At 52.6% G+C, this 26727-nt stretch carries 26 protein-coding genes; 14 read left to right on the top strand and 12 right to left on the bottom strand.

Annotated features, from left to right (window positions below):
* Window position 1 precedes the first annotated feature (1 nt).
* Entirely contained in the window at window positions 2-292 is a 291-nt protein-coding gene (locus B3007_RS00555; protein WP_245820038.1) for a DUF2782 domain-containing protein, read from the bottom strand.
* A 93-nt stretch (window positions 293-385) separates the two neighbouring features.
* Here B3007_RS00555 and polA point away from each other — a divergent pair, with 93 nt between their 5' ends.
* Window positions 386-3205, top strand: coding sequence for a DNA polymerase I (gene polA, locus B3007_RS00550; protein ID WP_301377849.1), 2820 nt, complete (start codon window positions 386-388; stop codon window positions 3203-3205).
* A 12-nt stretch (window positions 3206-3217) separates the two neighbouring features.
* Here the strand turns inward: polA and B3007_RS00545 are convergent, their stop codons facing one another.
* The 5 genes from B3007_RS00545 to B3007_RS00525 form a co-directional block, all read right to left on the bottom strand.
* A complete protein-coding gene (locus tag B3007_RS00545; protein ID WP_301377848.1) occupies window positions 3218-3790 on the bottom strand; it encodes an imm11 family protein in 573 nt (190 codons plus the stop codon).
* Complete coding sequence (locus tag B3007_RS00540; protein ID WP_297533715.1) at window positions 3765-4421, bottom strand: AHH domain-containing protein; 657 nt, start codon at window positions 4419-4421, stop codon at window positions 3765-3767. The genes B3007_RS00545 and B3007_RS00540 overlap by 26 nt, the downstream gene beginning before the upstream one ends.
* A gap of 101 nt (window positions 4422-4522) precedes the next feature.
* Window positions 4523-4768: a type II toxin-antitoxin system Phd/YefM family antitoxin gene (locus tag B3007_RS00535; RefSeq protein ID WP_297533714.1), complete on the bottom strand. Its 246-nt coding sequence runs from the start codon at window positions 4766-4768 to the stop codon at window positions 4523-4525.
* Between the two features lie 38 nt (window positions 4769-4806).
* The gene (locus B3007_RS00530) at window positions 4807-5103 is read right to left on the bottom strand and encodes a type II toxin-antitoxin system RelE/ParE family toxin (protein ID WP_297533713.1); all 297 of its coding nucleotides are present in this window, start codon (window positions 5101-5103) and stop codon (window positions 4807-4809) included.
* Complete coding sequence (locus tag B3007_RS00525) at window positions 5093-5359, bottom strand: type II toxin-antitoxin system ParD family antitoxin (RefSeq protein ID WP_297533712.1); 267 nt, start codon at window positions 5357-5359, stop codon at window positions 5093-5095. The genes B3007_RS00530 and B3007_RS00525 overlap by 11 nt, the downstream gene beginning before the upstream one ends.
* A 117-nt stretch (window positions 5360-5476) precedes the next feature.
* On the opposite strand from B3007_RS00525, the gene B3007_RS00520 reads away from it, so the two are divergent.
* Together B3007_RS00520 and B3007_RS00515 are read left to right on the top strand one after the other, a co-directional pair.
* Window positions 5477-5731: a type II toxin-antitoxin system Phd/YefM family antitoxin gene (locus tag B3007_RS00520; protein ID WP_297533711.1), complete on the top strand. Its 255-nt coding sequence runs from the start codon at window positions 5477-5479 to the stop codon at window positions 5729-5731.
* Between the two features lie 30 nt (window positions 5732-5761).
* Window positions 5762-6064, top strand: a complete 303-nt coding sequence (locus B3007_RS00515) for a type II toxin-antitoxin system RelE/ParE family toxin (protein ID WP_297533710.1) — start codon at window positions 5762-5764, stop codon at window positions 6062-6064.
* A 60-nt stretch (window positions 6065-6124) separates the two neighbouring features.
* On the opposite strand, the gene B3007_RS00510 is transcribed toward B3007_RS00515, so the two are convergent.
* Window positions 6125-7672, bottom strand: coding sequence for a GMC oxidoreductase (locus B3007_RS00510; RefSeq protein ID WP_301377843.1), 1548 nt, complete (start codon window positions 7670-7672; stop codon window positions 6125-6127).
* 542 nt (window positions 7673-8214) lie between these two features.
* Here B3007_RS00510 and B3007_RS00505 point away from each other — a divergent pair.
* A complete protein-coding gene (locus tag B3007_RS00505) occupies window positions 8215-10074 on the top strand; it encodes a hypothetical protein (protein WP_297533708.1) in 1860 nt (619 codons plus the stop codon).
* A 62-nt stretch (window positions 10075-10136) separates the two neighbouring features.
* On the opposite strand, the gene yihA is transcribed toward B3007_RS00505, so the two are convergent.
* On the bottom strand, window positions 10137-10766 hold the full coding sequence (gene yihA, locus B3007_RS00500) for a ribosome biogenesis GTP-binding protein YihA/YsxC (protein WP_273088494.1): 630 nt from the start codon (window positions 10764-10766) through the stop codon (window positions 10137-10139).
* Window positions 10767-10910: 144 nt separating this feature from the next.
* Between yihA and B3007_RS00495 the strand changes: the two genes are divergently transcribed.
* From B3007_RS00495 to glmS, 6 genes are all read left to right on the top strand, one after another.
* On the top strand, window positions 10911-11207 hold the full coding sequence (locus tag B3007_RS00495; RefSeq protein ID WP_068440327.1) for a c-type cytochrome: 297 nt from the start codon (window positions 10911-10913) through the stop codon (window positions 11205-11207).
* Between the two features lie 43 nt (window positions 11208-11250).
* A complete protein-coding gene (locus B3007_RS00490; protein WP_076514415.1) occupies window positions 11251-11853 on the top strand; it encodes a c-type cytochrome in 603 nt (200 codons plus the stop codon).
* Between the two features lie 157 nt (window positions 11854-12010).
* Window positions 12011-12640 carry a thiol:disulfide interchange protein DsbA/DsbL gene (locus B3007_RS00485; protein ID WP_297533707.1) on the top strand — a complete coding sequence of 210 codons (630 nt, stop codon included), beginning with the start codon at window positions 12011-12013 and terminating at the stop codon, window positions 12638-12640.
* A gap of 6 nt (window positions 12641-12646) precedes the next feature.
* Entirely contained in the window at window positions 12647-13426 is a 780-nt protein-coding gene (locus B3007_RS00480) for an endonuclease/exonuclease/phosphatase family protein (protein ID WP_297533706.1), read from the top strand.
* 82 nt (window positions 13427-13508) lie between these two features.
* Window positions 13509-15179 carry a GGDEF domain-containing protein gene (locus tag B3007_RS00475; RefSeq protein WP_301377839.1) on the top strand — a complete coding sequence of 557 codons (1671 nt, stop codon included), beginning with the start codon at window positions 13509-13511 and terminating at the stop codon, window positions 15177-15179.
* Between the two features lie 87 nt (window positions 15180-15266).
* Entirely contained in the window at window positions 15267-17081 is a 1815-nt protein-coding gene (glmS, locus tag B3007_RS00470) for a glutamine--fructose-6-phosphate transaminase (isomerizing) (RefSeq protein ID WP_301377837.1), read from the top strand.
* Window positions 17082-17100: 19 nt separating this feature from the next.
* On the opposite strand, the gene B3007_RS00465 is transcribed toward glmS, so the two are convergent.
* From B3007_RS00465 to B3007_RS00455, 3 genes are all read right to left on the bottom strand, one after another.
* Window positions 17101-17973, bottom strand: a complete 873-nt coding sequence (locus B3007_RS00465) for a hypothetical protein (RefSeq protein WP_301377835.1) — start codon at window positions 17971-17973, stop codon at window positions 17101-17103.
* A 65-nt stretch (window positions 17974-18038) separates the two neighbouring features.
* Complete coding sequence (locus B3007_RS00460; protein ID WP_301377834.1) at window positions 18039-19433, bottom strand: DUF5666 domain-containing protein; 1395 nt, start codon at window positions 19431-19433, stop codon at window positions 18039-18041.
* Between the two features lie 95 nt (window positions 19434-19528).
* Window positions 19529-20971: a S8 family serine peptidase gene (locus B3007_RS00455; protein ID WP_297533702.1), complete on the bottom strand. Its 1443-nt coding sequence runs from the start codon at window positions 20969-20971 to the stop codon at window positions 19529-19531.
* A 102-nt stretch (window positions 20972-21073) separates the two neighbouring features.
* On the opposite strand from B3007_RS00455, the gene B3007_RS00450 reads away from it, so the two are divergent.
* Both B3007_RS00450 and B3007_RS00445 read left to right on the top strand, forming a co-directional pair.
* A complete protein-coding gene (locus tag B3007_RS00450; protein ID WP_297533701.1) occupies window positions 21074-21568 on the top strand; it encodes an RNA polymerase sigma factor in 495 nt (164 codons plus the stop codon).
* A 10-nt stretch (window positions 21569-21578) separates the two neighbouring features.
* Window positions 21579-22250, top strand: coding sequence for a zf-HC2 domain-containing protein (locus B3007_RS00445; RefSeq protein ID WP_297533700.1), 672 nt, complete (start codon window positions 21579-21581; stop codon window positions 22248-22250).
* On the opposite strand, the gene B3007_RS00440 is transcribed toward B3007_RS00445, so the two are convergent.
* Window positions 22251-23225: a DNA topoisomerase IB gene (locus B3007_RS00440; RefSeq protein WP_297533699.1), complete on the bottom strand. Its 975-nt coding sequence runs from the start codon at window positions 23223-23225 to the stop codon at window positions 22251-22253. It abuts the gene before it with no gap.
* Window positions 23226-23318: 93 nt separating this feature from the next.
* Between B3007_RS00440 and B3007_RS00435 the strand changes: the two genes are divergently transcribed.
* Window positions 23319-24239 (top strand): hypothetical protein, encoded by a 921-nt coding sequence (locus B3007_RS00435; RefSeq protein WP_297533698.1) that lies wholly within the window; start codon window positions 23319-23321, stop codon window positions 24237-24239.
* Between the two features lie 180 nt (window positions 24240-24419).
* Window positions 24420-26717, top strand: a complete 2298-nt coding sequence (locus tag B3007_RS00430; RefSeq protein ID WP_301377830.1) for a hypothetical protein — start codon at window positions 24420-24422, stop codon at window positions 26715-26717.
* Window positions 26718-26727 lie beyond the last annotated feature (10 nt).

Below are 26727 nucleotides of genomic sequence, written 5' to 3'. Positions count from 1 at the left end.
ATCACCAGCGAAACAGTACCCACTTCGGCACCCGCATATTCGGGGCATCCGTGCGCTCAAATTCTTCCGCTTCGCTTTGAGTTGGTGTCAGGTAATATGCTGGGCCGACTTTCGGCTGTACCTTGATCTCAACGATCTCGCCGTTTACCCGGAACTCGTAATAAGTATTGTCGCCATCGTTGCGAATGGTCACTGTTTCACCGGCAGGTTCGGCGGCCAGCGCACTCGCTGAGATTACAGCGGAGAGAACCGCAGAGATAAGGCCAACAGCCAGAGTTTTTGGCATCTTCATGGTAGACTTCCCGTCCAGTAACGTCGTTAACACCAGTGTACCTGAGAGGGCTGGTAAGCGTCAGTCTTCCTTTGATTTCAAGGCCAAACCAAGATGTCTGAGACCGCAAAACCTGTGATTCTTGTTGATGGGTCGTCGTACCTGTTCCGTGCATTTCACGCGATCCCGATGCTGACCAACTCCAAAGGTCTTCACACCAACGCCATCAAGGGCGTGATCAGTATGGTGAAGCGGCTCAACAAAGATTACCCGGAGTCTCAGGTCATCGTGATTTTCGATGCCAAAGGCAAAACCTTCCGAAACGACATCTACCCGGAATACAAAGCGCACCGCCCGCCCATGCCAGACGAACTGCGCGAGCAGATTGAACCGATTCATAACATCATCCGCGCCATGGGCCTGCCGCTGTTAATTATCGACGGCGTTGAAGCCGACGACGTGATCGGCACCCTCGCCGCGCAGGCGTTAGAACACAAACAGGACGTAATCGTATCCACCGGCGATAAAGACATGGCCCAGCTGGTGAACGAACACGTCTCCCTGATCAACACCATGAACGACGTGTTTATGGATGTAGAAGGCGTGAAAGAAAAATTCGGCGTACCGCCAGAGCACATCATCGACTACCTCGCACTTATGGGCGACAAAGTCGATAACATTCCCGGCGTGCCCAAAGTCGGTGAAAAAACCGCCGTCGGCCTGGTTGCCGGTTTAGGCTCCCTCGAAGATATCTACGCCAACCTCGATAAAGTCAAAGAGCTGAGCTTCCGTGGCGCAAAAACCCTCGCCCCAAAGCTCGAAGAACACAAAGATCAGGCCTTCCTGTCGAAAGAACTCGCGACCATTAAGTGCGACGTTGAACTTGAGCAAAGCCTGACCGAAATCAAAAGTATCGAGCCGGATCAGGAAACTCTACTGGGCTTATTCCGCGATATGGAATTCAAAGCCTGGATCGCCGAGCTGTCGGATGAAGTGGGTGACGACATAGCCTCAAAAGTAGCGGCCAAAGTCGCAGCAAGTGCTGCCAGCTCCTCGGCTAAATCTTCGGCTGCAGCTGAATCTGACGACGAAGAAAATATTCCAACGCCCGAGGTATTTTCTGGCAAAGGCGAATACGAAATACTTTTCGAACAGGCCGAGCTTGATCACTGGATCGATCAATTAAAATCCAGCGAATTATTCGCCTTCGATACCGAGACTACGTCGCTGAATTATAAAGACGCCGAAATTGTCGGCGTGTCTTTTTGTACTGAGGCAGGCAAAGCCGCCTACGTACCACTGGCCCACGACTATGCAGGCGCACCTGAACAACTCGACCGCGATGCCGTGCTCGCACAGTTAAAGCCGATCTTAGACGATAAAAATCTGAAAAAAGTCGGCCAGCATATGAAATACGATGCGCATGTATTAGCGAATTATGGCATCCAGTTAAAAGGCGTGGAATTCGATACCATGCTTGAATCCTATGTGCTGGATTCCGTCGCGACTAAGCATGACATGGACAGCCTGTCACTCAAGTACCTCGGCCATAAAACCGTTAAGTACGAAGACATCGCAGGCAAAGGAGCAAAACAGCTGACCTTTAACCAGATCGGCATTGAAGAAGCAGGCCCGTATGCCGCTGAAGACGCCGACATCACGCTGCGCCTGCATCAGATGCTGTGGCCGCAGCTGGCTGCCCGTAAAGCGCAATCCAAAGTCTTTAAAGACATCGAAATGCCGGTCATGCCGGTACTGTTCGAAATGGAAGAGAACGGCGCCTTAATCGACGCAGAAAAGCTCCACGAGCAAAGCGCTCAGATTGAACAACGCCTGCAGGAATTGGAGCGCGCTGCCCACGACAGCGCCGGTCAGGTATTTAACCTGGGTTCACCAAAACAGTTAGCCGAAATCCTGTTTGAGAAGCAGGGCCTGCCGGTTGTTAAAAAGACACCGAAAGGCGCGCCTTCAACCGCTGAAGAAGTGCTGCAGGAACTCGCCGAAGAATACGAGCTGCCGCGTCTTATTCTTGAAAATCGCGGACTGGCCAAACTAAAAAGTACCTACACCGACAAGCTACCATTAATGATGAACAGCAAAACCGGTCGGGTGCACACGTCTTACCATCAGGCCGTGGCAGCTACTGGTCGTTTATCGTCGACTGACCCGAATTTGCAGAATATTCCGATCCGTTCAGAAGAAGGCCGCAAGATCCGTCAGGCGTTTATTGCCCCAGAAGGCTACAAACTGGTCGCGGCCGATTACAGCCAGATTGAACTAAGAATCATGGCGCACTTATCAGGTGACCAAGGCTTAGTCAGCGCCTTTGCGGAAGACCGCGACGTTCACCGCGCGACTGCCGCCGAAGTCTTTGGCGAGAAAGAAGAAGACGTCACCGACAATCAGCGTCGCAGCGCCAAAGCGATTAACTTCGGTCTGATTTACGGCATGTCAGCCTTTGGCTTAGCCAAGCAGCTCGGCATTGCCCGTGGCGAAGCCCAGGATTACGTGAGTAAATACTTCGAGCGTTATCCGGGCGTGCGCGAATACATGGACAACACCCGCGAACAAGCGAAAGAACAGGGCTACGTTGAAACTCTCTACGGCCGCCGTCTGTACCTGCCGGATATCCGTTCATCCAACGTCCAGCGCCACCAACATGCCGAACGCACCGCGATCAACGCGCCCATGCAAGGCACCGCCGCCGACATCATTAAACGCGCAATGATCCGCGTACACGAATGGCTGCCAGCCTCAGGCTACGACGCCAAACTGCTGATGCAGGTACACGATGAACTGATCCTTGAAGTACGCGAAGATCAGGCCGAAACCTTTGCGGTAGAACTGAAAACCCAGATGCAATGCGCAGCGACGTTAGACGTGCCGCTCATTGTGGATGTGGGTATTGGGGATAACTGGGAACAGGCGCATTAAGCGCCTGTTTTTCTACAGAAAAATCTTCGCCAAATTTTCTTCAAATACAACACCACCAAGATTCTCTTTGATAGCAATATCTCTGAATTCATCACAGCACATTAAAAAACTATTATGTGCAAACCCTGGTTTAAACAATGCCTTGCCAGATATTTTTTCGGATTTCAGAGTAAGTGATGTAGGAATATGAAGAGAGTCTTCTGAATCTATCTGAAACTTAGATTGTTCAGCATCAATAGAATCGCCGCCGATACTATCGAGACAGTTAAAAAGCCAGAAACCATCTTCCAGCGGTAAAAACTCTCCAGCACCGGATAAAAGACTCTCTAGCGCTGATTTAGCTTTAGAGCTGAGCACCAAACACGAATAGTTCCAGACAGAAATATCGGGGACTTGGTTTGTCTTTGTATCAGATTCGAATATCACTGAAACTGGATTCCAATCATCTTTTAGACGATCAATAAGTGTTTCATTTTTTTGTGAAAACCATACTTTGACGCCGTCGAACTGCTTTCGCATCGCTCTGAAATCTACAAAAGCCTCATGATAACTTTTTACGTTATTCAGCAAGCGATAGGTTGTCATAGGGTTCGTTCCATTTTCCTTTAGGGAGCATTACTTCTTCTGGAAAGCTAGCATGTAAAAGATCACTACGTGTTGCTAATAAGCGTGAGCGCATAACCTGCTCACTGAACACACCGGCAAATCGGATGTTTAACCAAGCGTAATAATTATGGCGATGAATACGGCTATGAGGCACAGCTTTCGGGTATGGCTGCTGTCCTGCGTATTTCGTTCGGGAAGGTAACCAACAACCGTTATGCGCATCATCAATGCCAATCTGGAGTTCAGCAAGTAGTGCCCGTAATTGCCAAGACCGTGTATCACCGCCGGCAATAATAGCATGCGCATGCCAATAGGGGCTCGGTCTCGCAAAGCCTTCCGCCCGCATATGATCTCCCAATTTCAGGGAACAGTGCTTTTCATCCTCGAGCTCATCAACGTCTTTCGCCTGACATTCCTGGCGGTATTGCGCAAGACCTGCTTGCACCTGTGCAACCGCTTGAATACGACCACGCTCATGCTGCACGAAACGGCGCCAACGATCAGGATCTTCTTTCAATTTGATATTCTGAGCTAACCGAGCCTTGTAACCATTTAAGGCACGCTCTAACGAAGTCTGAAGCGCGTACGGCACGTCTTTTTGCGGTTCCATCCTAAATTCTTCCTAGATGCTCATCCATTAATGTTGGACGATGCCAACACGAAACCACTGCAATCATATGACCCCCCTCTGCATCTATCAAATAAATGGTGTCATTGATCCTTCGGACTGCCAATTCGTCCTTTATACTGCGCGATAGAACGACCTAAGTGCGCGGAGTTGTTTGCTGAACGCAGCAAATGTACCGTTTCCATCAGGCTGCTGTAATCATGGAGAGACATCACCACCACGACGCCTTCACCAGAGCCATTGATAACGATGGGCTCTGCGTCGTTAACAACCTGATCAAGTACGTTATTAAAATTGTCTCTCGCTTCGGTAAACGGGATTGTTTTCATAGGCCATCCGCTGATCGGTTAATCATTTGCGCTATTTTTTAGTGTTCTGCCGGTATCTCACTCGTCGTGTTCTGCCTACCCAGCACTCGCATGATCTCTACGTAGCCATTATTGATCTGATAGTAGATGCTATCCGCACCACATACGCAGCGCCGATAGCCCAACCGGACATGATCAACCATTGGGTAGGTTAATGGATTCTCTGCAATGGACTCGAATCTTCCAATCAATGCGTTGTAATACTTCTCGGCCTGAGCGTCGCCAAACTCCCGAACGCCAAACCAGTAAATCCGCGCAAGATCCATCTTCGCTTGTTTACTTATTTTATAGGTCATCCCGTCCTAATCCGTTTTTGATTTCCTGCAGTATCTCTGCCGGTGTCTGATCTGTGAAGCCGCTGCGTTCACCTTCAACAAGGCGCGCCCGAATCCACTCAACTTCCCGTTGGGCTTCCTGTTCTCTGAGCTGACGCTCACGAATCAGCTCGCGCAGCACTTCGCTTTCGTTGCCGTAATGCCCGGCACTGATCTGGGCTTTGAGCCAGGCATCCTGCTGATCGGTGACGGTAATGCTCTTTTTGACCATGGCCATAAAAAGGTTACTCCAATACTCTTTTATACTACTTAGTAGGATAATAGCGGTGACTTGATCGACGGGTCAATTGGCTGCAAACTAACCAAATCAAACGATTCGCATGGTTTGAACGATATGAACAAGATGACTGCCAATCAGGCAAAAACGCATTTCGGCGAGTTACTATTACAGAGTCAGCGGGAGCCGGTGCAGATCACCAAAAATGGCAAGCCAGCGGCAGTGGTGCTTTCGGCGGAAGATTACGCCTCGAATGAAGAACTGAAACTGCAGCTACTGCAATTGAGAGCGGTACAGGCAGAAAAAGACGTAGCGTCTGGCCTGACGACCGATGGCGATGCCTTCCTGAGCGAGTTAACGCAACAGGATTGACCCCTGCTCCCTACTCCCTACTGAAACGCTATGACTCATTACTCGCTCACGAATGCTGCTCAGGCAGACTTACACCAACTCAAGGTTTACTCAGATGAGCGCTGGGGAGTGCCTCATACGCGCGAATATCTGATGGCGTTGCGCACCAGCTTACAGACGCTCGCAGAGAATCCCGGAATAGGCAAACACCGCCCGGAGGTCAGTGCTTCAAGCTACAGTTTTCCGTTTCGTAGCCATGTGATTTATTACCTCAGCGCCGAAGCTGGGATCACGATATTTGCGGTGTTGCACAAACGGATGGTACCCGAAAAACATCTGAGGCCTGAAATCTGAGGTCTGCTGAGCTGGGCGCTTCTGGACTGGGCGCCCCTCAAGAGAAGCGCCCAATATTACTCAGCTGATCTGCGGAATAATCTCTTCCATCATGCGCTCGGCGTTGGCGGCAATGGTCAAGGCCGGGTTAGCCGAGCCGCTAGAGCCAGGAATCGCTGCGCCGTCGACCACGAACAAACCTTCTACCCCGTAGACTTTACCACTGAGGTCACAGGCACTGCCCATGGCAACACCACCAAGCGGATGCCAGGTGCCGAACCAACCTGCTTCGTTGATCTTACCGCCACCGCTCTGCACCATTTTTTCCATGGTGTGCACGAGGGCGTTGTGGGAGTTCTCGTTAGCGTCACGATCCCAGTTGAGTTTTATCTTGTCAGTCCAGCGGTTATAGGTCACGCGGGAGCTTTCGTCTGACACCACCATGCCCATCTGTAACTGAGTAAATTCCTTTGCAACTGATGTCGGCGAGTGCATGTAGCCAGTGATCTTATATGGGTTTTCGGTATCGAAGGCCGCAATAGATGGTGGCCCACCCTGAATCGGTGCAGTCGAAGTGTTGATGTCGTTACGGCCCATCAGTTCATCACCGTTGGTACCCCACTCCGCACCGACCTGATCGTTCAGGCCCGGAATATCGCCACGTTCTTTTGCGCGCAGCAGCAGACGTGTGGTGTGCAGCGAACCTGCGCCCATGAAGAGATAGTCACACTCAATTACGTGCTTACCGGTGATTTTGCCTTTTTCGTCCAGCATGTCGCAGGTAACGCGATAGCCACCGCCACTGTTGGCGTGAATATCGGTCACAAGATGCTGCGGACTAATGGTGACGTTACCTGTCGCTTCGGCATCGACCAGATAGTTGCGGTCGAGAGTGTTTTTCGCGCCGCTGTTGCAGCCGAATACGTATTCGCCGACAGAGGCATACCGTGGTTTGGTGCCGTTAAGTTCTTCGCGGATGACATCCCAGTCAAAGCTGACGTGGCTACGCACAACTTCAAGGCCAGCGTCTTCTGCGCTTTGGATAAACTCACGCTTGGATGTGTAATTCGGGTGATTCAGTACATCGTCCGGAATCGGACCGCCACTGATGCGATCGAGCACGCGCGGATAATAGACCTGATCCATGTCGGTGTAGGACAACATGGGCAGCGCATCTTCGAAGGCTTCTCGTTTAGGCTGCAGCAATACACCACCGTATACAACAGAGCCGCCGCCTAAGCAGGCACCACAGCCCACAGCGATTGACGAATCGACGAAGTATTCCACCATGCCCATGGAGCCCGGTATCAGTGAGCTTGGGTTGGTCCAGAGTACTGTGTCGTTGATCTTCAGAGTCGAGCCAGTTTCTGCCAGCGTTGGGTAGCTCCCTTCACCTTCGTATTTCCAGTGTTTGCCACGCTCGAGCAGCATGGTCTGAATGCCCGCTTCGGCCAGGCGCAATGTGGCAACTGAGCCACCAAATCCGGAGCCGATCACCAGCGCTTTGGTCTGCGAACGAGTTGTTCTGGTAAACCAGCCTGCATTGGCTGTTGGAGCAGTTGAGGCTGCAGCAGCGACACCCGCCGCGGCTGAGCTTTGTATGAACTTACGTCGATTCATCTTGGCCATTTTTATTCTTCTTTTTAGTTTTTCTGTGTACGAACGGTGCAATAGAGTTTCCACAGTTAGCCTGCTACGCGCAGATTACCCGCGCAATACGGGTGTGTAGCATCGGCTCGAATAGACCAAGAATTTGGAGGAACATGAGAAAAAGGGATAAAAAAAGGCCCGGCAGCCATTGGGGGAAACTGTCGGGCCAACTTCGGATCATTGGGGGAAGTACCGAAGGAAAAAGAACTACCCTTCGCGTTCAAGTGACCTCAATCACACTTAATCGCAGGAGGAATATTTTAACTATAGACCCTATTTTCAATTTTGCCGTGCGATCCATCACGTTTTAAGACAGATTTGTCATTATGTCTGTCTTTTAGCTTCATTCTGGCTATATCAGGTGTTCAACAACCCTGAAATGAATAATTTAACCGATACTTGGCCATATAAGACCGTTCTTACGACCTGTCTGGCCCGAAGAATCGTATACGTGAGCCCTGGCATAAGTGAGACTGGTCTGCCACGTAACACCACACTACAAAAATAAATATGGTGACGAAATGAAGCCTATCAATACCATGCGCTCTGCTCTTGCGGTCACGATGACTGCACTGGCGTCGGTCAGCTACGCTGACGAGCTGTGTAACCCAACCTCTCTGAATACCTGTGCTTTGCCATTCCCTTCGACTTACTGGATGGAAGACGATGCAATGAGCCCAACAGGTAAGACCATCCAGGTCTCCAACGCCATGATCCGTCCAGAGATACTGGCTCAGTTGCCAGCGGATGAAGGATTTACTCCGGAAGGTATCTTTAATGGCGCCAGTGGTTTTTCCGCTGCCAGTGCCGCTGTTTTCGAGTTTAACAGTGCGCCAGATGCGGCCTCTCTGCCTGAGAATGGTGGCGCTGCCGTCGTCGCCATCGATCTGACTACCGGTAGTCAGGTTCCGGTTCGTGCCGTCATCAGTGAGTACTCACAATCCGATAAAGTGAATGGCACCGCACATGTGGTTGAGGTTTATCCTCAGTCTCGCTGGGAATACGGGCACGAAATCGTAGTGGCGATCACGACAGATCTGGATCTGGAGTCACCAGAAGCAGGCCTGGTATCGAAGATTTTATCTGGCACTGCAGATCAACGTGCCTATACACAGGATCTGATCTCCACTCTGACGGCCAACGGTGTAAATCCGTTGAGCGTACGTAACGCCACCCGCTTTCTGGTTCGCGATCGCGCCGAAGTGATCGAGCCAGTATTCAACGCCGTTGCTGACGTTCGTGATCGCGAACACCCAGTACGTAACCTCGACGTGACTTACAACTACACCAACCGTGACGTTGCCGCTCGCGTTGAAGGTGAAGTTCTGGTTTACAACTATCGTATGAAAAACGGTACGAGCAACGTGGATTACGACGCTGAGCCTATGGAACAGTGGGTTGAATTCCGCCTGACGCTGCCTGCAGCGTCGCGCGATGGTGCTGCTCCGGTTGCTTTTTATGCGCATGGTCTGGGCGCTAACAAAGAAAGTGATGGCGTGGTATCTACCATGAACGCTGAAATCGGCGTTGCCACCTTCTCAATTGGATTTCCAAACCACGGCGCGCGTGGCGATGCGGATGGTGGCTACGTGTTGGCGAACGTCAGCACCGATAAGCTGGGTATCCCGGTGGGTATGATTAACCAGAACGCGATCGACTTCGCATCAGCTCATCGTGCACTGGAAACCACTCTGGCGGACATTGATGTAGTTGGCAAGAAAAGCTGGCGCAGCTGGTACGGTAACAAAGCCGACGGTGTTGCTGACATAGACTCCACTCAGGTCATGATGCAAGGTACTTCACTCGGCGGCGTACTGGGTTCAACCTACGGCGCAGTCAGCCCTACTATCAAAGGTGGCGTGTACCATGTGACGGGTGTAGGTGTAACCAGCATTCTGGCTAACTCGATCCTATGGGTTCCTATGTTCTCGAGTCTGGTACCTTCTGAAGCCAACGGTGCAGAGGCCATTATGCTGCGTGGTGCAATTCAGCAAACCCTCGACCACGGTGACTCGATCAACTACATCGATATGTTCCGTCATCCACAGCTTGGTAATGAGGCTCGTCCTCTGATGCTGACTAACGGTGCTGGCGACACGATCGTACCGAACTCAAGCAGTGTTGCTGCCGCTAACCTGGCTGACCTGCCAATTGTTGGCGAGCCGTTGTTCGATATGCCGGATGTTCGTGTTGAGAGTGACTTTGACGAGGACGGCTATGGTATCCGCCACTACAAGCCGGTTGTTGGAACCGTCCCTCTGATCTGGGAGGGTGAATTCGCTGAAGAAGCATCCCATGCCTCTGCGCACCTGATTTTTGCTCGCGCTTCGGATCGCCCTGATCAACAGGACTTCATCAAACGCTTTATCTTTAAAGACTGACGACTGAACCGTAAAAAAGGAGGCAACAGCCTCCTTTATTTACGAAATACTAAAAAATTTACTCATTCCTGAGCAATAAACGGTGCATCCAGCCACTGAGTCAGTTTGCTCTGTAGATCACCTAACCCCTCACGGTTATGGCTTGAGAAGGTCTGGACCGTAACAAGGTCGCCCAGATCAGCAACGGCCTTTTTAACTTTTAACAACGTCGTTTTCGCAGGCCCACGCTTAAGCTTATCTGACTTAGTCAGCAAGATATGAACAGGCATACCGGCTTCTGCAGCCCAGTCGAGCATAGCGTTGTCGAAGTCTTTGAGAGGGTGGCGGATGTCCATCAGGAGAACCAGCCCGCACAGCGCCTGACGGCGATTCAGGTAGGTTTCGAGCTCTTTCTGCCACTCGTTTTTCTTATCGACCGGTACTTTTGCATAGCCATAGCCTGGCAAATCGACCAGTGCCAGCTTACTTTCCCCAAGCCGGAAGAAGTTGATCAGTTGAGTTCGACCGGGAGTTTTACTGGTGCGAGCCAGCTTCTTATTCGCCGTTAATGTATTGAGCGCACTGGATTTACCGGCGTTAGAACGCCCGGCAAAAGCCACCTCACGGATGATGTCCGTCGGGCACTGGCTCAATTTAGCGGCGCTCTTTTCGAACTCGGCGTTGGTGTAAATCAAGGTTTCCTGAGCTGACATAAGGTATTGGTAATGACCGTCCGGAAAATAATGGTATATAATGAGCGCCCTTCAGCGCAGATCCTATTCTATCATAGAGGGATAATTCTGAAGTGGTGTGTTTGTCGGAAACCTGTGGCTATAACTAAAGAGAGAGATCAGACCATGAAAAAACTGACACTACTCGCGGCCCTGACCGCCACTTTGAGCGCCAACGTGCAGGCGTTTGATGTTGAAACCAAATACACTCAGGCCTGTGCAGCCTGCCACACTATGGCAGTCGCTGGTGCACCTAAAGCGTTCGACGCTGAAGCATGGGCGCCGCGCCTTGAGAAAGGCATGGACACTCTTGTACAGAGCGTGACAAACGGCCTGAATGCGATGCCTCCACGAGGTCTCTGCATGGATTGTACTGCTGATCAGTACAAGGCTTTGATCGAATATATGTCAACGCCGAAATAATCGTACAAGTAACTAAGAACTATATCTGAAACTGGACCTGATGATGAAAAACCTGTTGATTAGCCTCATTCTGTCTGCCGGCCTCGTAACCGTCGCCCACGCGGGTGATGCAGAAGCTGGTAAAGCGAAATCTGCTACCTGTGCAGCCTGCCACGGTGCTGACGGTAACAGCATGGCGCCGACCTTCCCTAAAATCGCTGGCCAGGGAGAGCGCTACCTGATCAAACAGATCACTGACATCCGTGACGGTAATCGTCAGGCTCCAGCCATGATGCCTTTCGTAACCGGCCTGTCGGATGAGGACATCGCCGATCTGGCTGCTTACTTCACTGAGCAGGTACCCACAGCTGGCGGTGCTAAAGAAGAACTTGCCGAACTGGGTGAGCGCATCTACCGCGGCGGTATCGAAGAGAAGAACGTCCCAGCATGTCTGGCATGCCATGGCCCCTCGGGTAAAGGTGTTGAAGCGGCTGGCTTCCCACGTCTTGCGGGTCAACATGATGTTTACACTTCTATGCAGCTGACCGCGTTCAGCAACGGCGAGCGTACCAACGACGGTGACAGCAAAATGATGCGTGATATCGCATATCGCCTGCATGCCAAAGAAATCGAAGCGGTTTCTTCTTACATCCAGGGTCTGCGTTAAGCAGCACTGAGAAGAAGGTGGCCCTGGCCACCTTTTTTTATGCCTGCGTTTTCTGCTGTGCAATTCAGATTGACAGAGCTTTGCACAGCCAGTCTGGTCGTGCGGGGCCTTTCTGGGCAAAATATAAACTATCTAACATAATTAAACGGGAGCGATGATGCTTTCTTCTTTCAAGAAATGGATGGCAGCAGCCTTAGTAACAGTCGCATCTGTCGCGTCGGCGGCAGATTATGAAGCTGGTAAGCACTACCGTGTACTGGAAAATCCAGTCGCAGTCATGCAAGACGGACAGATTCACGTCGAAGAAGCTTTCTGGTATGGCTGTTCACACTGTTTCAGCCTCGAGTCTGTCATCGTTCCGTGGAAAAAGACTCTGGCGAAAGACGTGACCTTCTCACGTGTCCCGGCTATGTTTGGTCGCGCCTGGGTGGTTCATGCTCAGCTCTATTACACTGCTGATGCCTTGGGTGTGCTTGATCAGGTACACGGCGATATCTTCAATGCCATCCACCTTCAGAAAGTACGCCTTCTGACCAAAGAAGAGCAACGCGACTTTCTGATGACGAAAGCGGATGTTTCTGCGGAAGACTTTGATAAAGCATACGAGTCATTCGCCGTGCGCTCAAAAATGACCCGTGGCGACAAGCGTGTTCGCGCATTTGAGATCAGCGGCGTGCCTACTCTGATTGTTAACGGTCAGTACATCGTCGATGCCAGCAGTGCCGGCAGTCAGGAAGATATGGTTAAAGTTGTCGACTACCTGATCGAACAGGAACGCAACCGCTAAGCGGCCGTGCCTGAATTAACCTCTCTAAGGGCCTTCACAGAGCTTCCCTGCTCCCCAGAACGCCTAAGACTACTCACCTTCAATATGCAGGTCGGTATCCGCACTGGCGGATATCATCACTACCTCCTGCGCAGCTGGCAACACCTTCTTCCTTTCCAGGCCCGTGAATCGGCGTTAGATAACATCGCAGATCTGGTCCGGCCTTTTGACCTGGTTGCCTTGCAGGAAGCCGACGGAGGCAGTTGGCGCAGCGGCCGGAAAAATCAGATTCAGTGCATCGCAGAACTCGCGGGGTTCGATCACTGGCATCACCAGGTGAACCGTAATCTTGGGCGGTTCGCCCAGCACTCTAATGGCGTACTCTGCCGCAACCGCGCTTTCAGTATTGAGCGCCACCCTCTCCCTGGCTTACCCGGCCGAGGCATGATGATTCTTCGTTACGGTGACCCTGAAGACCCGCTGGTAGTCGCAGTTACTCACCTGGCTTTGCGCAAGCAAACGCAGTTCAGTCAGATCCGCTACCTGGTTGATGTGCTCGCTGATGCGCGCAAAGTCGTCATCATGGGAGACCTGAATCAGGAAAGCGAATGGCTCCTTCAGCAAAGCCCACTGAAAGGACTGAACCTGCACCCTGTTGCCGATGAACTCCCGACCTACCCCAGCTGGCAACCCGCGCGCGGGATTGACCATATTCTTGTCAGCGATAGCATCCCATTGCACCGCATTGCGGTTATTGACCACCCGCAGTCAGATCACCTCCCGGTAGCCGCAGAAATAGAGCTATAAAAGTCTGGATCTACCCAGCGGACTGTCCAATCGCGACTATACTCAGAACACAATCATCTGAGAATCGTCTTCGGGAAGTAACATGGCGGTAACAAAGCAGGGACCCTCCGATCTTCAATGGAGGGATAAGTACCTCGCCCTCAACGAAAAATACGACAAGCTTAAGCTTCAGGTAGGCACTCGCAACGAACAGTTGCGGCGTGGGCTAGTGCTGGTATCCCTGTTGGCTGAAGGGCAGTCTGATCCTCTCGACCGGACTCTGGCAGATCTTCGCGAGTCTATGCGGGGCTCAACCAGCGACCTGAACAAAACGATGAATCTGCTCAATGGCCAGATAAAAGAATACGATCTGAGCCAGGCAGAACATTCAGCCGCTCTCGCTGAGAAAATCAGTCTGATGGCTGAAAAACTGTGTCACTGCCAGATACCTAAGAAATTAGTGAACGAAGTTCGTGCGTTGCGCAAAGCTGCGCCAGATGCTCTCAATAACTGGCAAGGCTACTCCCACCAGCTTGAGGGTTGGGCTGGCGTCCTGTCGACGCTGGTAACCCTCGATGAGGGTTCGGGCGATACCGGCAAGGGCCCTTGGTGGAAAAAGGTCTTTTCAAAAGAGAATACTTCCACAGAAGCCGCTGAAAAGCCCGAGCTTCCTGAAGCAGCCATCACTGCCGATGATACCAGCGGCAGTGACGAGCCAGCAGAACCCGGCTTCTCGACGATTGCACGAGAAGTCGCCAGCGCACTGAATGGGCTGATATCACGGCTGGTCGTACCAGAGCGACTGCGCCAACGCTCTGACGAGCTACAGAAACGCCTTGATGACGGTTTGCACTGGTATGAATTTGTCAGCCTACTGGAAGATACCTCCCAGTTCCTGCTCGACTGCCTGGGCTCCGGGCAAGAGGAATTCGAGCGATTTCTTCATAGCCTGGATCAGCGCCTGCAAGCTATTCAGACCATGGTATCAGACGCCAATTCTGGGCAGACTGACCGTGAAGATGCCCGCACAAACCTCGAAACCATGGTCAGGGATCAGATTGATGACATCCGCGGCGTGGTAAACGGTCTCGGTGATCTTGGTGAGCTGGGCTCCAGCGTAAGAGAGCATCTGACCAACATCGTCCGGGCGATGGAGCACTATCAGGAAGTCGAGTCACAGCGTGAAGCGAGACTGGCAGAGCAGCTTGAAGTCCTGCAGAACCGGCTATCAGAGATGGAGGCCGAGGCATCTCAGGCTCGCCAGATCATTGAAGACCAGAAGAAACGTGCGACGCTGGATCACCTTACAGGCCTGCCAAACCGTGCTGCCTATGAAGTTCAGCTTGGCGAAGAACTGATGAAGCGCAGCCGCGGTGGCAGGTCGTTATCATTTATTATCTGTGATGTTGACCACTTCAAACAGATTAATGACAACTACGGCCATATCGCAGGGGATAAGGTGCTGCAACTGATCGCCAGCACGCTAAAGAAGAACCTACGGGAGGCAGACTTTATCGCACGCTATGGCGGTGAGGAATTTGTCATTCTGCTGCCCGGTACTCCGGCAGATGCCGCGGCTGGGGTCGCAGAAAAGCTGCGGACCAGTATCGAAGCCTGCCCATTTAATTTCCGTGGTGAACGTGTATCCATAACCATGTCGTTTGGCATCAGTGAATTTCGAGCGCTGGAATCCACTGAAATGGTCTTCGAGCGAGCAGATAAAGCCCTCTATAAGGCCAAAAAGTCGGGCCGCAACCGCGCGGTGATCGCCTGACAACCGCATGACGTCTTCGCGCAACTTTGCCAGCCCAGCAGGCATCAGATATAGTTCGCCGCTGGAATTCTGGAAGGTTTGAGTATCATGTGTGGAATCGTTGGTGCTGTTGCACAGCGCGATATTGTTGAGATCCTGCTCGAAGGTTTACGTCGCCTTGAGTACCGGGGGTACGACTCCGCAGGTGTCGCAGTCATCAATGAGTCACAGAACCTCCGGCGTGTACGCCGCATGGGAAAGGTGCAAACACTGGCAGATGCCATCGCCGAGTCGCCGACGCCTGGTGGAACAGGCATAGCCCATACCCGCTGGGCAACACACGGCGAACCCTCTGAAGATAACGCACACCCGCACATGTCGGGCGACATTGCAGTCGTTCATAACGGCATCATAGAAAACCACGAAAAACTGCGTAAAGAGCTGCAGGATCAGGGTTACACCTTTACCTCCCAGACAGACACCGAAGTCATCGCCCACCTTGTTGAGCGCGAACTGCGCGATTCAACCAGCCTGCTGAATGCGGTCATGGCGGCCCGATCACTGCTCGAGGGCGCATACGGCATGGTGGTAATTAACCGTACAGACCCTGAGCGTATGGTTGTTGCGCGTTCAGGGTCGCCTCTGGTGGTAGGGCACGGCATTGGCGAAAACTTTATCGCCTCAGATCAGTTGGCCCTGCTTCCGGTTACCCGTAAGTTCTCCTATCTGGAAGAAGGTGATGTTGCAGAGATTACCCGTACAGAAATCCGCATTTTTGATGCAGGTAACGAACCTACAACCCGCGAAGCTCATGAGTCCGACGTAGAGCACGACGCTGGCGACAAAGGTGAATTCCGCCATCACATGATGAAGGAAATATACGAACAGCCGGTTGCGATCGCGAATACTCTGGAAGGCCGCTTAGTCGGCGGGAAACTCAATCTCGAGTCCCTCGGAGATCTGAGTAATATCGACCAGGTTCAGATCATTGCCTGTGGTACCAGCTACCACGCTGGCATGACAGCCCGCTACTGGATCGAAGAGCTCGCCGGCATTGCCTGTAACGTCGAAATTGCCTCAGAGTTCCGTTACCGGAAATCAGTTGTGCGCCCTAATAGCCTGCTGGTTACCATCTCACAAAGCGGTGAAACAGCCGATACTCTGGCAGCGCTGCGACTCGCGAAAGAAACCGGCTATGACCGCACGATTACCATCTGTAATGTGCCCGGTTCCTCCCTGGTCCGCGAGTCTGATATGGCTCTGCTTACCCGGGCAGGCGCAGAAATAGGTGTGGCCTCGACCAAAGCCTTCACCACCCAGCTGACCGCACTGATGTTGCTGACAGCGGGTCTCGGACGCGCAAACGGCATGAGCAAGGAAAGTGAAGGCCGTATCGCCGAAGCCCTGCTGAAGCTGCCAGCCCTGATTGAAAAAGCCATCGGCATGGATGGTGCTATTAAAGATCTCGCCGAGCATTTCGCAGAAAAGCATCATGCCCTGTTTCTGGGACGTGGTGATCAGTATCCGATCGCTATGGAAGGCGCCCTGAAGCTGAAGGAGATCAGTTATATCCACGCCGAGGCCTATGCCGCAGGTGAGCTTAAGCACGGCCCTCTCGCACTGATTGATTCAGAAATGCCGATCATCGTTGTGGCACCCAACAATGAGCTGATCGAAAAGCTGAAGTCGAACATTGAAGAAGTTCGTGCCCGCGGTGGTGAACTGTTTGTTTTTGCCGATGAGAAACTCAGCATCAGACCAGAAAGTAATATGAAGGTTATGAGCGTGCCGCATTGCGATGACATTATCGCCCCTGTCCTCTATACATTACCGCTGCAGCTCTTAAGCTACCATGTGGCTGTTATCAAGGGCACCGACGTCGACCAGCCGCGGAACCTGGCGAAATCTGTCACAGTGGAGTGACCAGCGAAATTCTGGCCGCTTAGAATTCCCAGCTCAACTCTGTGTTGAACCGGTACTGCTGGTAATCAGCGATGACCAGATTTGATCGGTACAAATCCCGCCCCACTTGACCGTGCAATGAGAAGCCCTTGCCGAGAGGCCAGTCAACGCCGGCCTCAACCCGAAAACGGTTATCCTGCCGGCGCTCACCGATATCCTGCCAGACAGATTCATACTCGCGTACCTCCCAACTACCCTGCAGGCGATAAGCGATATCGTTGGGTCGATACTTCCAGCGGAGGCGCGTATTGAACGACTCATACCCAAATGGTGCGACGGTTGTGTCCTCGTTGCGGTAAATTGTGCGCAGCGACAGATAATTTCGTGTCCTGCTTAACAGCCAGTATAGGTTTGCTCGAGCACCGAGCTGTTTTGCATCGCGCTCAGGATAAAGCATAAAACGCTTGTCCCCGATATCCAGTTGTGCGCGCACATAGAACTTCCGGGTGAAGAAATACCCCAGAGCCGGACTTAAACGACGAATCTGCATAAATGGCTTTCCCTGAAGGTCTGCACGGGCCATCAACACAACCATGTCCGACGTATAATCTCCGCGATTCACGCCTACTCTGATGAACCCAGTGTGCAAATCGGTATCGAACTCAACCGCCTGCTGCCACCGGGTGGCGCTGTAATCATAGCGAGCCTGCCAATCGACGGGACTGCTAGAATCAGAATCCCAGCCGATATAGGCGCCCGCACCCCATGCCCAGTCACCCGAATTCTGCGTGGTGGTATCGGCTTCGGGCAGGATATTGCTGTCATATTCCGCCTGCGCGGAGGCTCCGAACTCCGGAGAGGCCATGGCATCACCACCCTGAACCAAGGCCAGAACGCAGAAAAAGACAGCCACTGATGCGACTGTCTTTATGTTGTGGCGGATGACTGTACTTTTCACCTCAGAAGCGACCTCTCATATCAGTCGTCGTCATGATCATCCTCGTGATCGTCGTATTCATGATCTTCCCCAGCCTCGCTGGCAACGATGACGCTTCCGTCGTAGATACCCTCCACTTCAAAGTAGGTGCCGGTCTGCAGAGATGCCAGGTCAATCTGACTCAGTGACGACATATCCACCGTAATTCCGAGCATGGTGACAGTCCCAGCAGCTACATCAACGGCAGTCACGGGCGCGGTGATTTTCACCTCTGTATCATCCTCTTCGCGCTCAAGCTTCAGGGCGCGGTATGTGCCATCGGCTTCTATGGTCAGGAGGACTTCAACGTAATCACCCACAGCGACTGAGCTGAGGTTGAAGTAATACTCTTCGTCACGTTCATCCCTGACCCTTGTCGAGGTATTCACGACAGCCTCAACACCCATCACCGAAATCGTACCATCGCCCACTGCCGTAACTGGTCCTTCCAGCTCAAGCTTTACAGCAGCCTCGAAGTCAATTTCAGCGGCGACCAGTGCACCATCCGCATTAAATGAACCTTCTACTTTCACTTTAGCATTCAGCGCCAGATCGGAGACCGAACCATCGTCGAAGCGGGTTGACGAGTTAAACACAACGCTGGTGCCATTCACCGTCATGGTTCCGGCCGCGGCATCGAGATCCGAGACAGCACCGTATACTTTAATTTCGCCGTCATGATCATGGTGCATGTCTTCCTGCTCGACCTTGCTGGCGACGAGAACGCCGGCCTCCAGTTCACCTTCTACCTCAACAAGCATGCCGTTCGCCAGGGCGGCATCATCAAGTTCAAGCGTCGCAACGCTGCTGTAATCGATGGTCAGGCCGCCAATGGCGAATGTCATGGCCGTATCATCAAGCCCACTGATATTTCCGCGCAACTCAATTTCAGTGCTGTCCTCCAGCTCAATAAACGACGCCAGCACACTGCCATCGCCGCTGCGTGAACCACTGACTTCAATGTATTGACCAACCGCCATGGTATCGAGGCTTGTGCCACTGAAGACGGTCATAGCGTCTGTGGTAATTGTCTGACCAAGAACCACCAGGGTGCCGGCTGCCAGGTCGATGGACTCTACCGGACCACGGATATCGGCCTCATAGCTGATGCGGCTGGCAACACCTTCACTGCCATCGTCAGAACCCTCAACAATAACCCGCTGGCCAACGCGCAGTTCGCTTTCGACACCGGAGCGGTCGTTTATTTCAAATTCGGTATTACTGCTTTCATAGTGAACGCCGTCAACAATGACACTGCCGAAACCATCGACGGTACCGACCACAGTCCGGTCCTCTGCAGCACTGCTGCCAGATGATGAAGAACCACCACTGCCGCACGCGACAAGAAGAACCGAAGATGAAAGCAGTAGCGCTGGAAAGACGATTTTGTTTTTCATGACATTACCTCGTTAAGCTGAGTCTTCAGAACAATGGCTGCACCCGAGCACACCCATGTTGTTCCGTTATCTGGTTTAACGAGCTATCCGGAGATTTATTCCCCGCTCGAGGTCATTATTTTGTCAATGTTGAGTAAGCCGAACCCAAAGGTGTCATCGAAACCCGGTTCACCGAGGTCAATTGCCGAGTCTTCGTACTGCTGAACACTGTGCCCCTGAGCCAGAACTGCACTGGCGAGTGCAGAGGCAACCGATGTTCCGTCTTTGATCGCAAATCGCTGATCCGGTGCCGCCAGACGAAGACCTACCCCTAAGGCAGAAAACTGCACATGTTGCCCGCGCACGGCGCGAGTGTAGACAGCCATGTCTGTATCGACCGCCGTGACTGCAATCACGCCTGGCTGCGCCGCGGGATAACGGGGAAAAGCAGCCGCACCATCATTGCCCACCGATGCCACAATGCGAATTCCGCGCAGTAACATCTGCTCAATGGCGGCGCTCAGCATACGGTTCGGAGGCCCGGACAACGAGAGATTTATCACGTCTGGCCGGACTCCAAGGAGCCAGTCCAGACCGCGTATCAGATCGGCTGCCGAGGCTACCACGGCACCTCGGGCGCTGCGCCCGAACACAACCGCATTGTAAACCTCACTCTGCTCAAGGATTCCGCAGGAGCGACTGAATACGGTGGCAATCGCGGTACCGTGACGATAATCAGGCCGGCTATCCGGCGGGATAAACATTCGTTGCTCAACAGGAGTGTCGGTAAAGCACTCGTGCAACTGATCTATCGAAGAATCCATCATGCCTATCCGGAGAGCCACCGGAGACGGACGGTCAATCCCCATATAAGATGCGGCTTCGAGAGGCAGAAGTCCTCCGTCGCTGTTTTTGGTGCCGTCACTGGCCGCTTTTCCGGCCTTCTCCACCGGGCCATCCAGTGTATACAGGTGGTTTAATTCAGCAGATGGTGGGCGGTCTTCGTCGCCGAAGGTCACCAGCAGCTGACCGAGGCTCTCCAGCTCCTCGACAGACTGGATATCCACGCCGGCATTGCGAAGTGTCTCAAGTTCTTCAGCATCAACAAGTTCAATGTACTCATCCGGCACGGACAATACCTCAAGGTCATCGAGACGCTCATCCAGCTCTGCTAGTTGATGGACGCTGTCCAAGCGCTCAGGAAGGCGCTGCTCCAGCCGCTCCATATTGTCTTCAAACCGATCCTCGAAGGCCTCCTCCAGTTCATCTTCAAAGTCATCATCTTGATCTTCGCGCTCACCGAACATATCTTCGAGGCGATCTTCAAGATCATCATCAATATCGTCGGAATGGCCGAATCTGGCCTCAAGACGATCCTCGAGTTCGTCTTCGGCTTCATCAAAGTCATCCTCTTCCCAATCGTCATCGTCGTCTCTTTCATCCAACTGATTTTCGACAGAATCCTCATGGTCCTCTTCGAAATCATCGTCGCTGGCATGGCACAGGCCGATGGACAGGATCAGATAAATAAAAAGCGTTAAGCAGGTTATACGTCGCAAAGCACACACCGGTTGGTTACTCTCTATTTACTATAACGAAGAAATTGAAAATTTATTTCCTCACATAGGGAATAAAAGGCAGGGAGTGTCGTTAATAACAATATGAAGGCACAGGAACACGAATTCCGTCAGCGCTTGCTGACCATGCTACCCAAGCTGCGACGCTACTGTAATGCGCTGACCGGGGACATGCACAGCGCTGATGATCTGCTGCAGTCCAGCGTGGAAAAGGCGCTGCGCCGGTGGCAGCAATACCAACCCGGCACTGAATTTGAGCGCTGGATGTATCGCCTGTGCCGTAATCACTGGATCGATACCATGCGAACAGAAAAAAACAGCGATGAGCTTACTGACGACCTGATGGTCACCAATGAAGGCGATAACCCGGAACAACAGGCTTTGACTCAGGCCGCTCTGGGGCAGATGCAGGTTCACTTCAACGCCTTAAGTGAGGGGTTAAGAATGGCGTTGTATCTCGTTGCTGTCGAAGGTCGCAGCTATCAGGAAGCCGCCGATATTCTGGATGTTCCTTCAGGTACGGTAATGAGTCGTTTAGCACGCGCGCGCAAGCATCTGGCCGAAGCCAGTCAACGTTGAGGTAATGACGATGAACAGAATCTCTGAGGAAACCTTATCTGCCTATATTGATGGTGAGCTCTCTTCGAATGAGCGTCTTGCGGTAGACCAGGCTCTGGCTGATTCACCAGACCTGCGGGCTGAACTGAACGCTCTTAAGTCTGCCGATGAGATAGCGCGGGCCGCATTCATTCCTGTCGATGAAGCCCCAATGCCCGCAGGGCTGGAAGCGCTTATCAGGAGCGACTCTGCAGAGCGGACAGACCCTGAAGACAACGTCGTGCCACTACCAACGCGCTCACTACAGCAGCCGCAACGCAACGTTATGCGGCCTGCAGCCATCGCCGCAAGTGTCGTCCTGTCTGCCGTACTTGTATGGCAGACAGGTCTGCAGTCACCAGCGCATCCCGCTCAACTGGCGGTCGCACCGGCACTTACCACAGAGGCATCGGGCTACGTCGAGCAAGGGGACGATTGGCGTATGGAAATCCTGGCTACCCGCGAGACGGCTGAAGGCGATATCTGCCGGGATCTTATGCTGCATACGCCGGAACATTCGACTGAATACAGCGCTTGTCTGCAATCTGACCAGTGGCAATGGCAGCAGCATCAGTCCACACCGGGCTACGTCACCGCCACTGCCGGCAAACCCGCAGGAGTGATGACAGCGGCCGAGGAAAAAAACTGGCTTGAGCGTCAGTGATCAATCCCGGGTCAGCAACGCCAACGTTGCCTGCTCATCGGCGGACAGTAAGCCATCCGGCTGCTCACTGAGTTGCTTACGCAGATTCCGGATCGTTCTGCCTTGCTCATAAGCTTTGATAATCGCCGGATGAATATAACTCTCCCGGCAGATGGCAGGCGTATTCCCTAACCGCTCTGCTACATTTTTTACCGCCCGGACGACTTCTGAGGTGGTGAGTTTTTCTTCGTCCTGAGGGCCTGCCTCAGCAAGCGCGACGGCCATCAGCAGCGTACCCGCCCAGGTGCGGAAGTCCTTTGAGGTAAAGTCTTCACCCATGATCCGGCCAATGTATTCATTCAGGTCTGTTGAGGTAAATTTCTGACGCTCACCATCCGGTAAGGTCACGTCAAACAACTCGTAGCCCGTCATCCCCTCTAGCTCATGCAGAAGATCGCAGACGGCCTCGTCTTCAATGATCCGACGCTGCTCCTGCCCCGACTTCCCCTGGTACTCAAAGACGATGGACTCGCCGTGGGATGTCATATGACGATTTCTCAGCGTCGTCAGGCCATGACTCTGATTCTGTTCGGTGTAACGTTGGCTCCCGGGCCTGAAGAACGCCTCATCCATCAAGCGCACCATGCCCGCCAGGACCGCATCCGCGTTTACCGGCCGCTGGTTGATATGTTGAGCCGTTACGCGCCGCATAGTTTCCAGCTGCTCACCAAAACGCAGAATTCGCTGAAACTTACGCTCCGCCGCTTCGGCTGCCCAATCCGGGTTGTAGATATATTGCTTACGTCCCTGCGCATCACGACCCGTCGCCAGTACTTTCGCATTTCTGTCGGTATTGATCTCAACCTCTTCCCAGGCTGGAGGAATGGCCAAAGACTTCACCCAGCGTTTCAGGCTGGCATTACGTACCGTCTCACCTGTTTCATCCTGATATGTGTAGGTTTTTCCGTGCGGTTTCCGATAGATATACGTTGCCATGGCCGTGCCTTTGAGGATTTATGGCATTCTATGCGCCTTGCCTGAAAAGGGCACGCGGGTAACAATGCCTGAGACCGAACTGTGGAAAATCCCATGTCAAAGATGACCAGACTGACCTCGCTTATTCTGACCTCCCTGCTGGTCAGCGTTTTTGCCAATGCTGAGCCGCGAGCGCAAACACCTGAAGAAGACGCGATCCCAGAGCCAGTGATCGTTCTCAGTGAACTGACCGGCAATATTATTCTGAAGAATGGCGAGTCACCCGAAACATCGCTCCAGCTGCTGATCGAGAATGAATCGGACGAAAGCTATTCCGGGGTGATAGGTTTTGCGGGTGCTGATGCTCAGGAGATCGCTATTGCGGCTGGAGAGTCGACCACCATCTCATTGCCAACATCACCGCGCCACGCAGGAAAGATCGACCAGATTCAAAAAGCTGAAGTCGACCTTTCATTACTTTTAGATAATGCACCGGCCCCGGCCATCAGCTCGGTCGATATAGATATCCAGATTCCTGAAGCCGCTTATCCGATGATCCGTTCAGAACCGCCGGCGATGGAAAAGTCAGCAGAGGAAGAGTTTCAGTACGAATATTACGCTCGCTCTCAGCAGTTACAGCCGATCAAATTCACCTATAACCCCGGCCCGGTGAACCTTCAGGTTCGTAAAACCGTATATCCGATCCCAGTAGAAACCGGGCCTGTCGAAATCAGTATCGAAGTAGTTAACCACGGCTCACAGGCCACCAGCGAACTGATTCTCAGGGATGCACTCGACGATACTGATTTCAGCGGCGCAGGCGATAACTTCACTCGTTTTGTATCTGAAGACGGCACAGAATTGATATGGGAGCGGACGCTGGAACCGCTGGCGCCCGGCGAGCGTCGCCGGATTAACTACACAGTTACGGCAAAATACGCAGTCGGCGATAAACAGCTGCCCGCAACGACCGTCATAATGGACGATGAGCTGACTGGCCTGAGTAATAAAGTCTGGCTACCGAAGTGGCATTAACACAAACATAATTTTCTCTCACGCCCCGGCTACACGTAGCAGGGGCGTTACCCCACTGTTCTGTTTTGTAGCCACCCACCAGTTACGAAACTCTTGTCGTGTTAGACAAGTCACCACGGCAACACAAATCCATACAGGCTGCTTCACTGAACATACCTCCTCCCAGCCGAGAATTTGCGTATGTTCAGACAACTCATCCCAACAGGTGCTGCGCTTGCAGCGATTTTAATCACCAGTGGCTGCTCCAGCAGTAGTGGTAATTCTGACGATCCAGACAACAGCGACGGCAGTGGAAATGTCTCACTAGAAGGTAAAGCCGCCGATGGCTACCTTGCAGGGGCACGTGTTTGCCTCGACTTAAATAATAATGCGAGCTGCGACGATGGCGAGCCGACCACGACGACCAGTGCCGGTGGTGGTTATACCCTCGAAGGTGTGACGCAGGAACAGATCGCGAATTCACCCATCGTGGTTGAAATTATCGTGGGTGAAACCATCGATGAAGATAACCCAGGTGAAACCATTGATAAGACCTATACCCTGACCGCACCCGCTGGTTCAGCGTTTGTCAGCCCGCTGACGACAATGGTGCAGAACGAAATTAAAGAAAATGGACTGAGCCCGGATGAGGCTAAAGCCAGTATTCAGGCAAGACTAGGTACTGAACTTGACCCGACTGAAGACTATGTCGCGGGCTCTGATGACGGCACCAGTGGAGAGGAGTTTCAGCGCCTGCACAAGGTTGCCCAGGTCACTCGTGCTGTCATGCAGAAGAACATTGAGCTGGTTAATACAGTGGTCAACGAAACCGGCGTGTCTCAGGAAGACCTGACCGCTCTGATTGTAGAACAGGTACTGGAAGCACTCGACGATATTCAGCAAGCGATTGAAACCGCTGGAGACGGTTTCGACGCCGATGACCTGGCAGGCTCCGATGACCTTCAGAGTACCCGTCTGGACCCAAGCAAAGTAGAAGAACAACTTGAAGAACGCCGCGACCGCCGCGCAGCTACCGCGGCAAATCTGGCCGGCTTACTGACGGATGGAGATGGCCTTAATTTCTTCGAGGCGTTTGAAGAAGAAGGCGCAATGATGTTCGGCTATGGCAATGTCCAGGCTGATGGTGAAGGGGTTATTTCCATCACTCAATATGGCTATGACACACAGGGCGACAGTTGGGTAGCCATGTCTGACGAGGGAAATCAGCAACAGGATTGTCTGCTCGGCAATGGTGAGTGGCGTTGTTTCGCACAGGATAACGAATCCGTGTCAACCGATGGTAATAACGTACGTATTCTGCGCGGTGGCCTGAGTTTCGCCGAGGAAATTATTTCTGGTGAACAGATCAACCTGGAAAATAAGCGCATTGGTGCCTATCTGGAGCATGAGTATCAGGCAGTCATTGATCCTGCAGTGACATTCGACGATACCGCCCTGGGCTATCTGCTGACCTTTACCCGCAGTCAGGATACGTATGAGCTGTACAAAGACAATGTAGAGTCAGTCGGCGACTGCTGGGATGGAGAGGTTATCGAGGGTAATACCTGGTCACCGACCGATACCTGGTGCAACAACGTCTTTGTCCACACAGGCGATGGCAATCATGAAACAGATGGCGATGCAGCAACCTCTCTCTCGCAACTGATCAGCTCAGCAGCCGCAAGTAATCCACAATATCGAGCAGACCTGGGAGGCATCGACCTGTATGGCGATGACAATCAGCACGTTGTAGAGCTGGTTTCTGGTGGCACGGCGAATCTGTATCGTATCGAACGCAGCAGCATGGGCGAATCGGAAAGCCTGATCGCTGCTGGCTCAACGAGCTGGCGCCTGTCGACGGTAGAAACAAAAGAAGTGCTGGTCATCGACCTGCCTGCGGATATTGCACTGCGCAGTGATTACGACCGCGGAGCGAAGCCCTTACTTGCAGTTGTCGATGGCTACGTACGCGCGGGTGAGATGATGCCTGCCGGCGGCCGCAGCGACAAACAATGGGTATTTAATGGGAACGCACGCGAACAAATTAAAGCAGCATTCGACTATACCCTGTTGGATGAGCTCACGGCCTGCGATATCGCTGATAACGAAGACTCTTCTTTTGCTGACTTCGACAGAGCTGCGACCGACTGCAGCGCGGTATCGTTCACCTCTGGGGATGTGGCCGGAAAGTCATTCTTCTTCGGTGATGGTGCCTTCAGCTTTACCCAGGACGGCAACGGCCTGTATCAGGGAGAAATCAATGATGGGGACTTTGTCTCACTCGGCTTCACCTGGACCATCAACGACGTCGGCTACCTCATTCTCAATACTCAACATACCGATGATGGCGTGACTCAGTACCTGAGAATGAACCTTGCCAAAGTTGAACTGAATGCTCGTCAGATCAGCGTTGTCAGCTTTGGACAGGATACTGAAGACAGCAGTGCACTCGACAGCGCAACTGGCGAGGTGAATGGAGAGGTATGGGACGTCCGCTAAAAGTGCGCTG

Source organism: Thalassolituus sp. UBA675 (assembly GCF_002297765.1).
Lineage (GTDB): Bacteria > Pseudomonadota > Gammaproteobacteria > Pseudomonadales > Oceanobacteraceae > Thalassolituus.
This window is presented reverse-complemented; position numbering and strand designations above follow the sequence as displayed.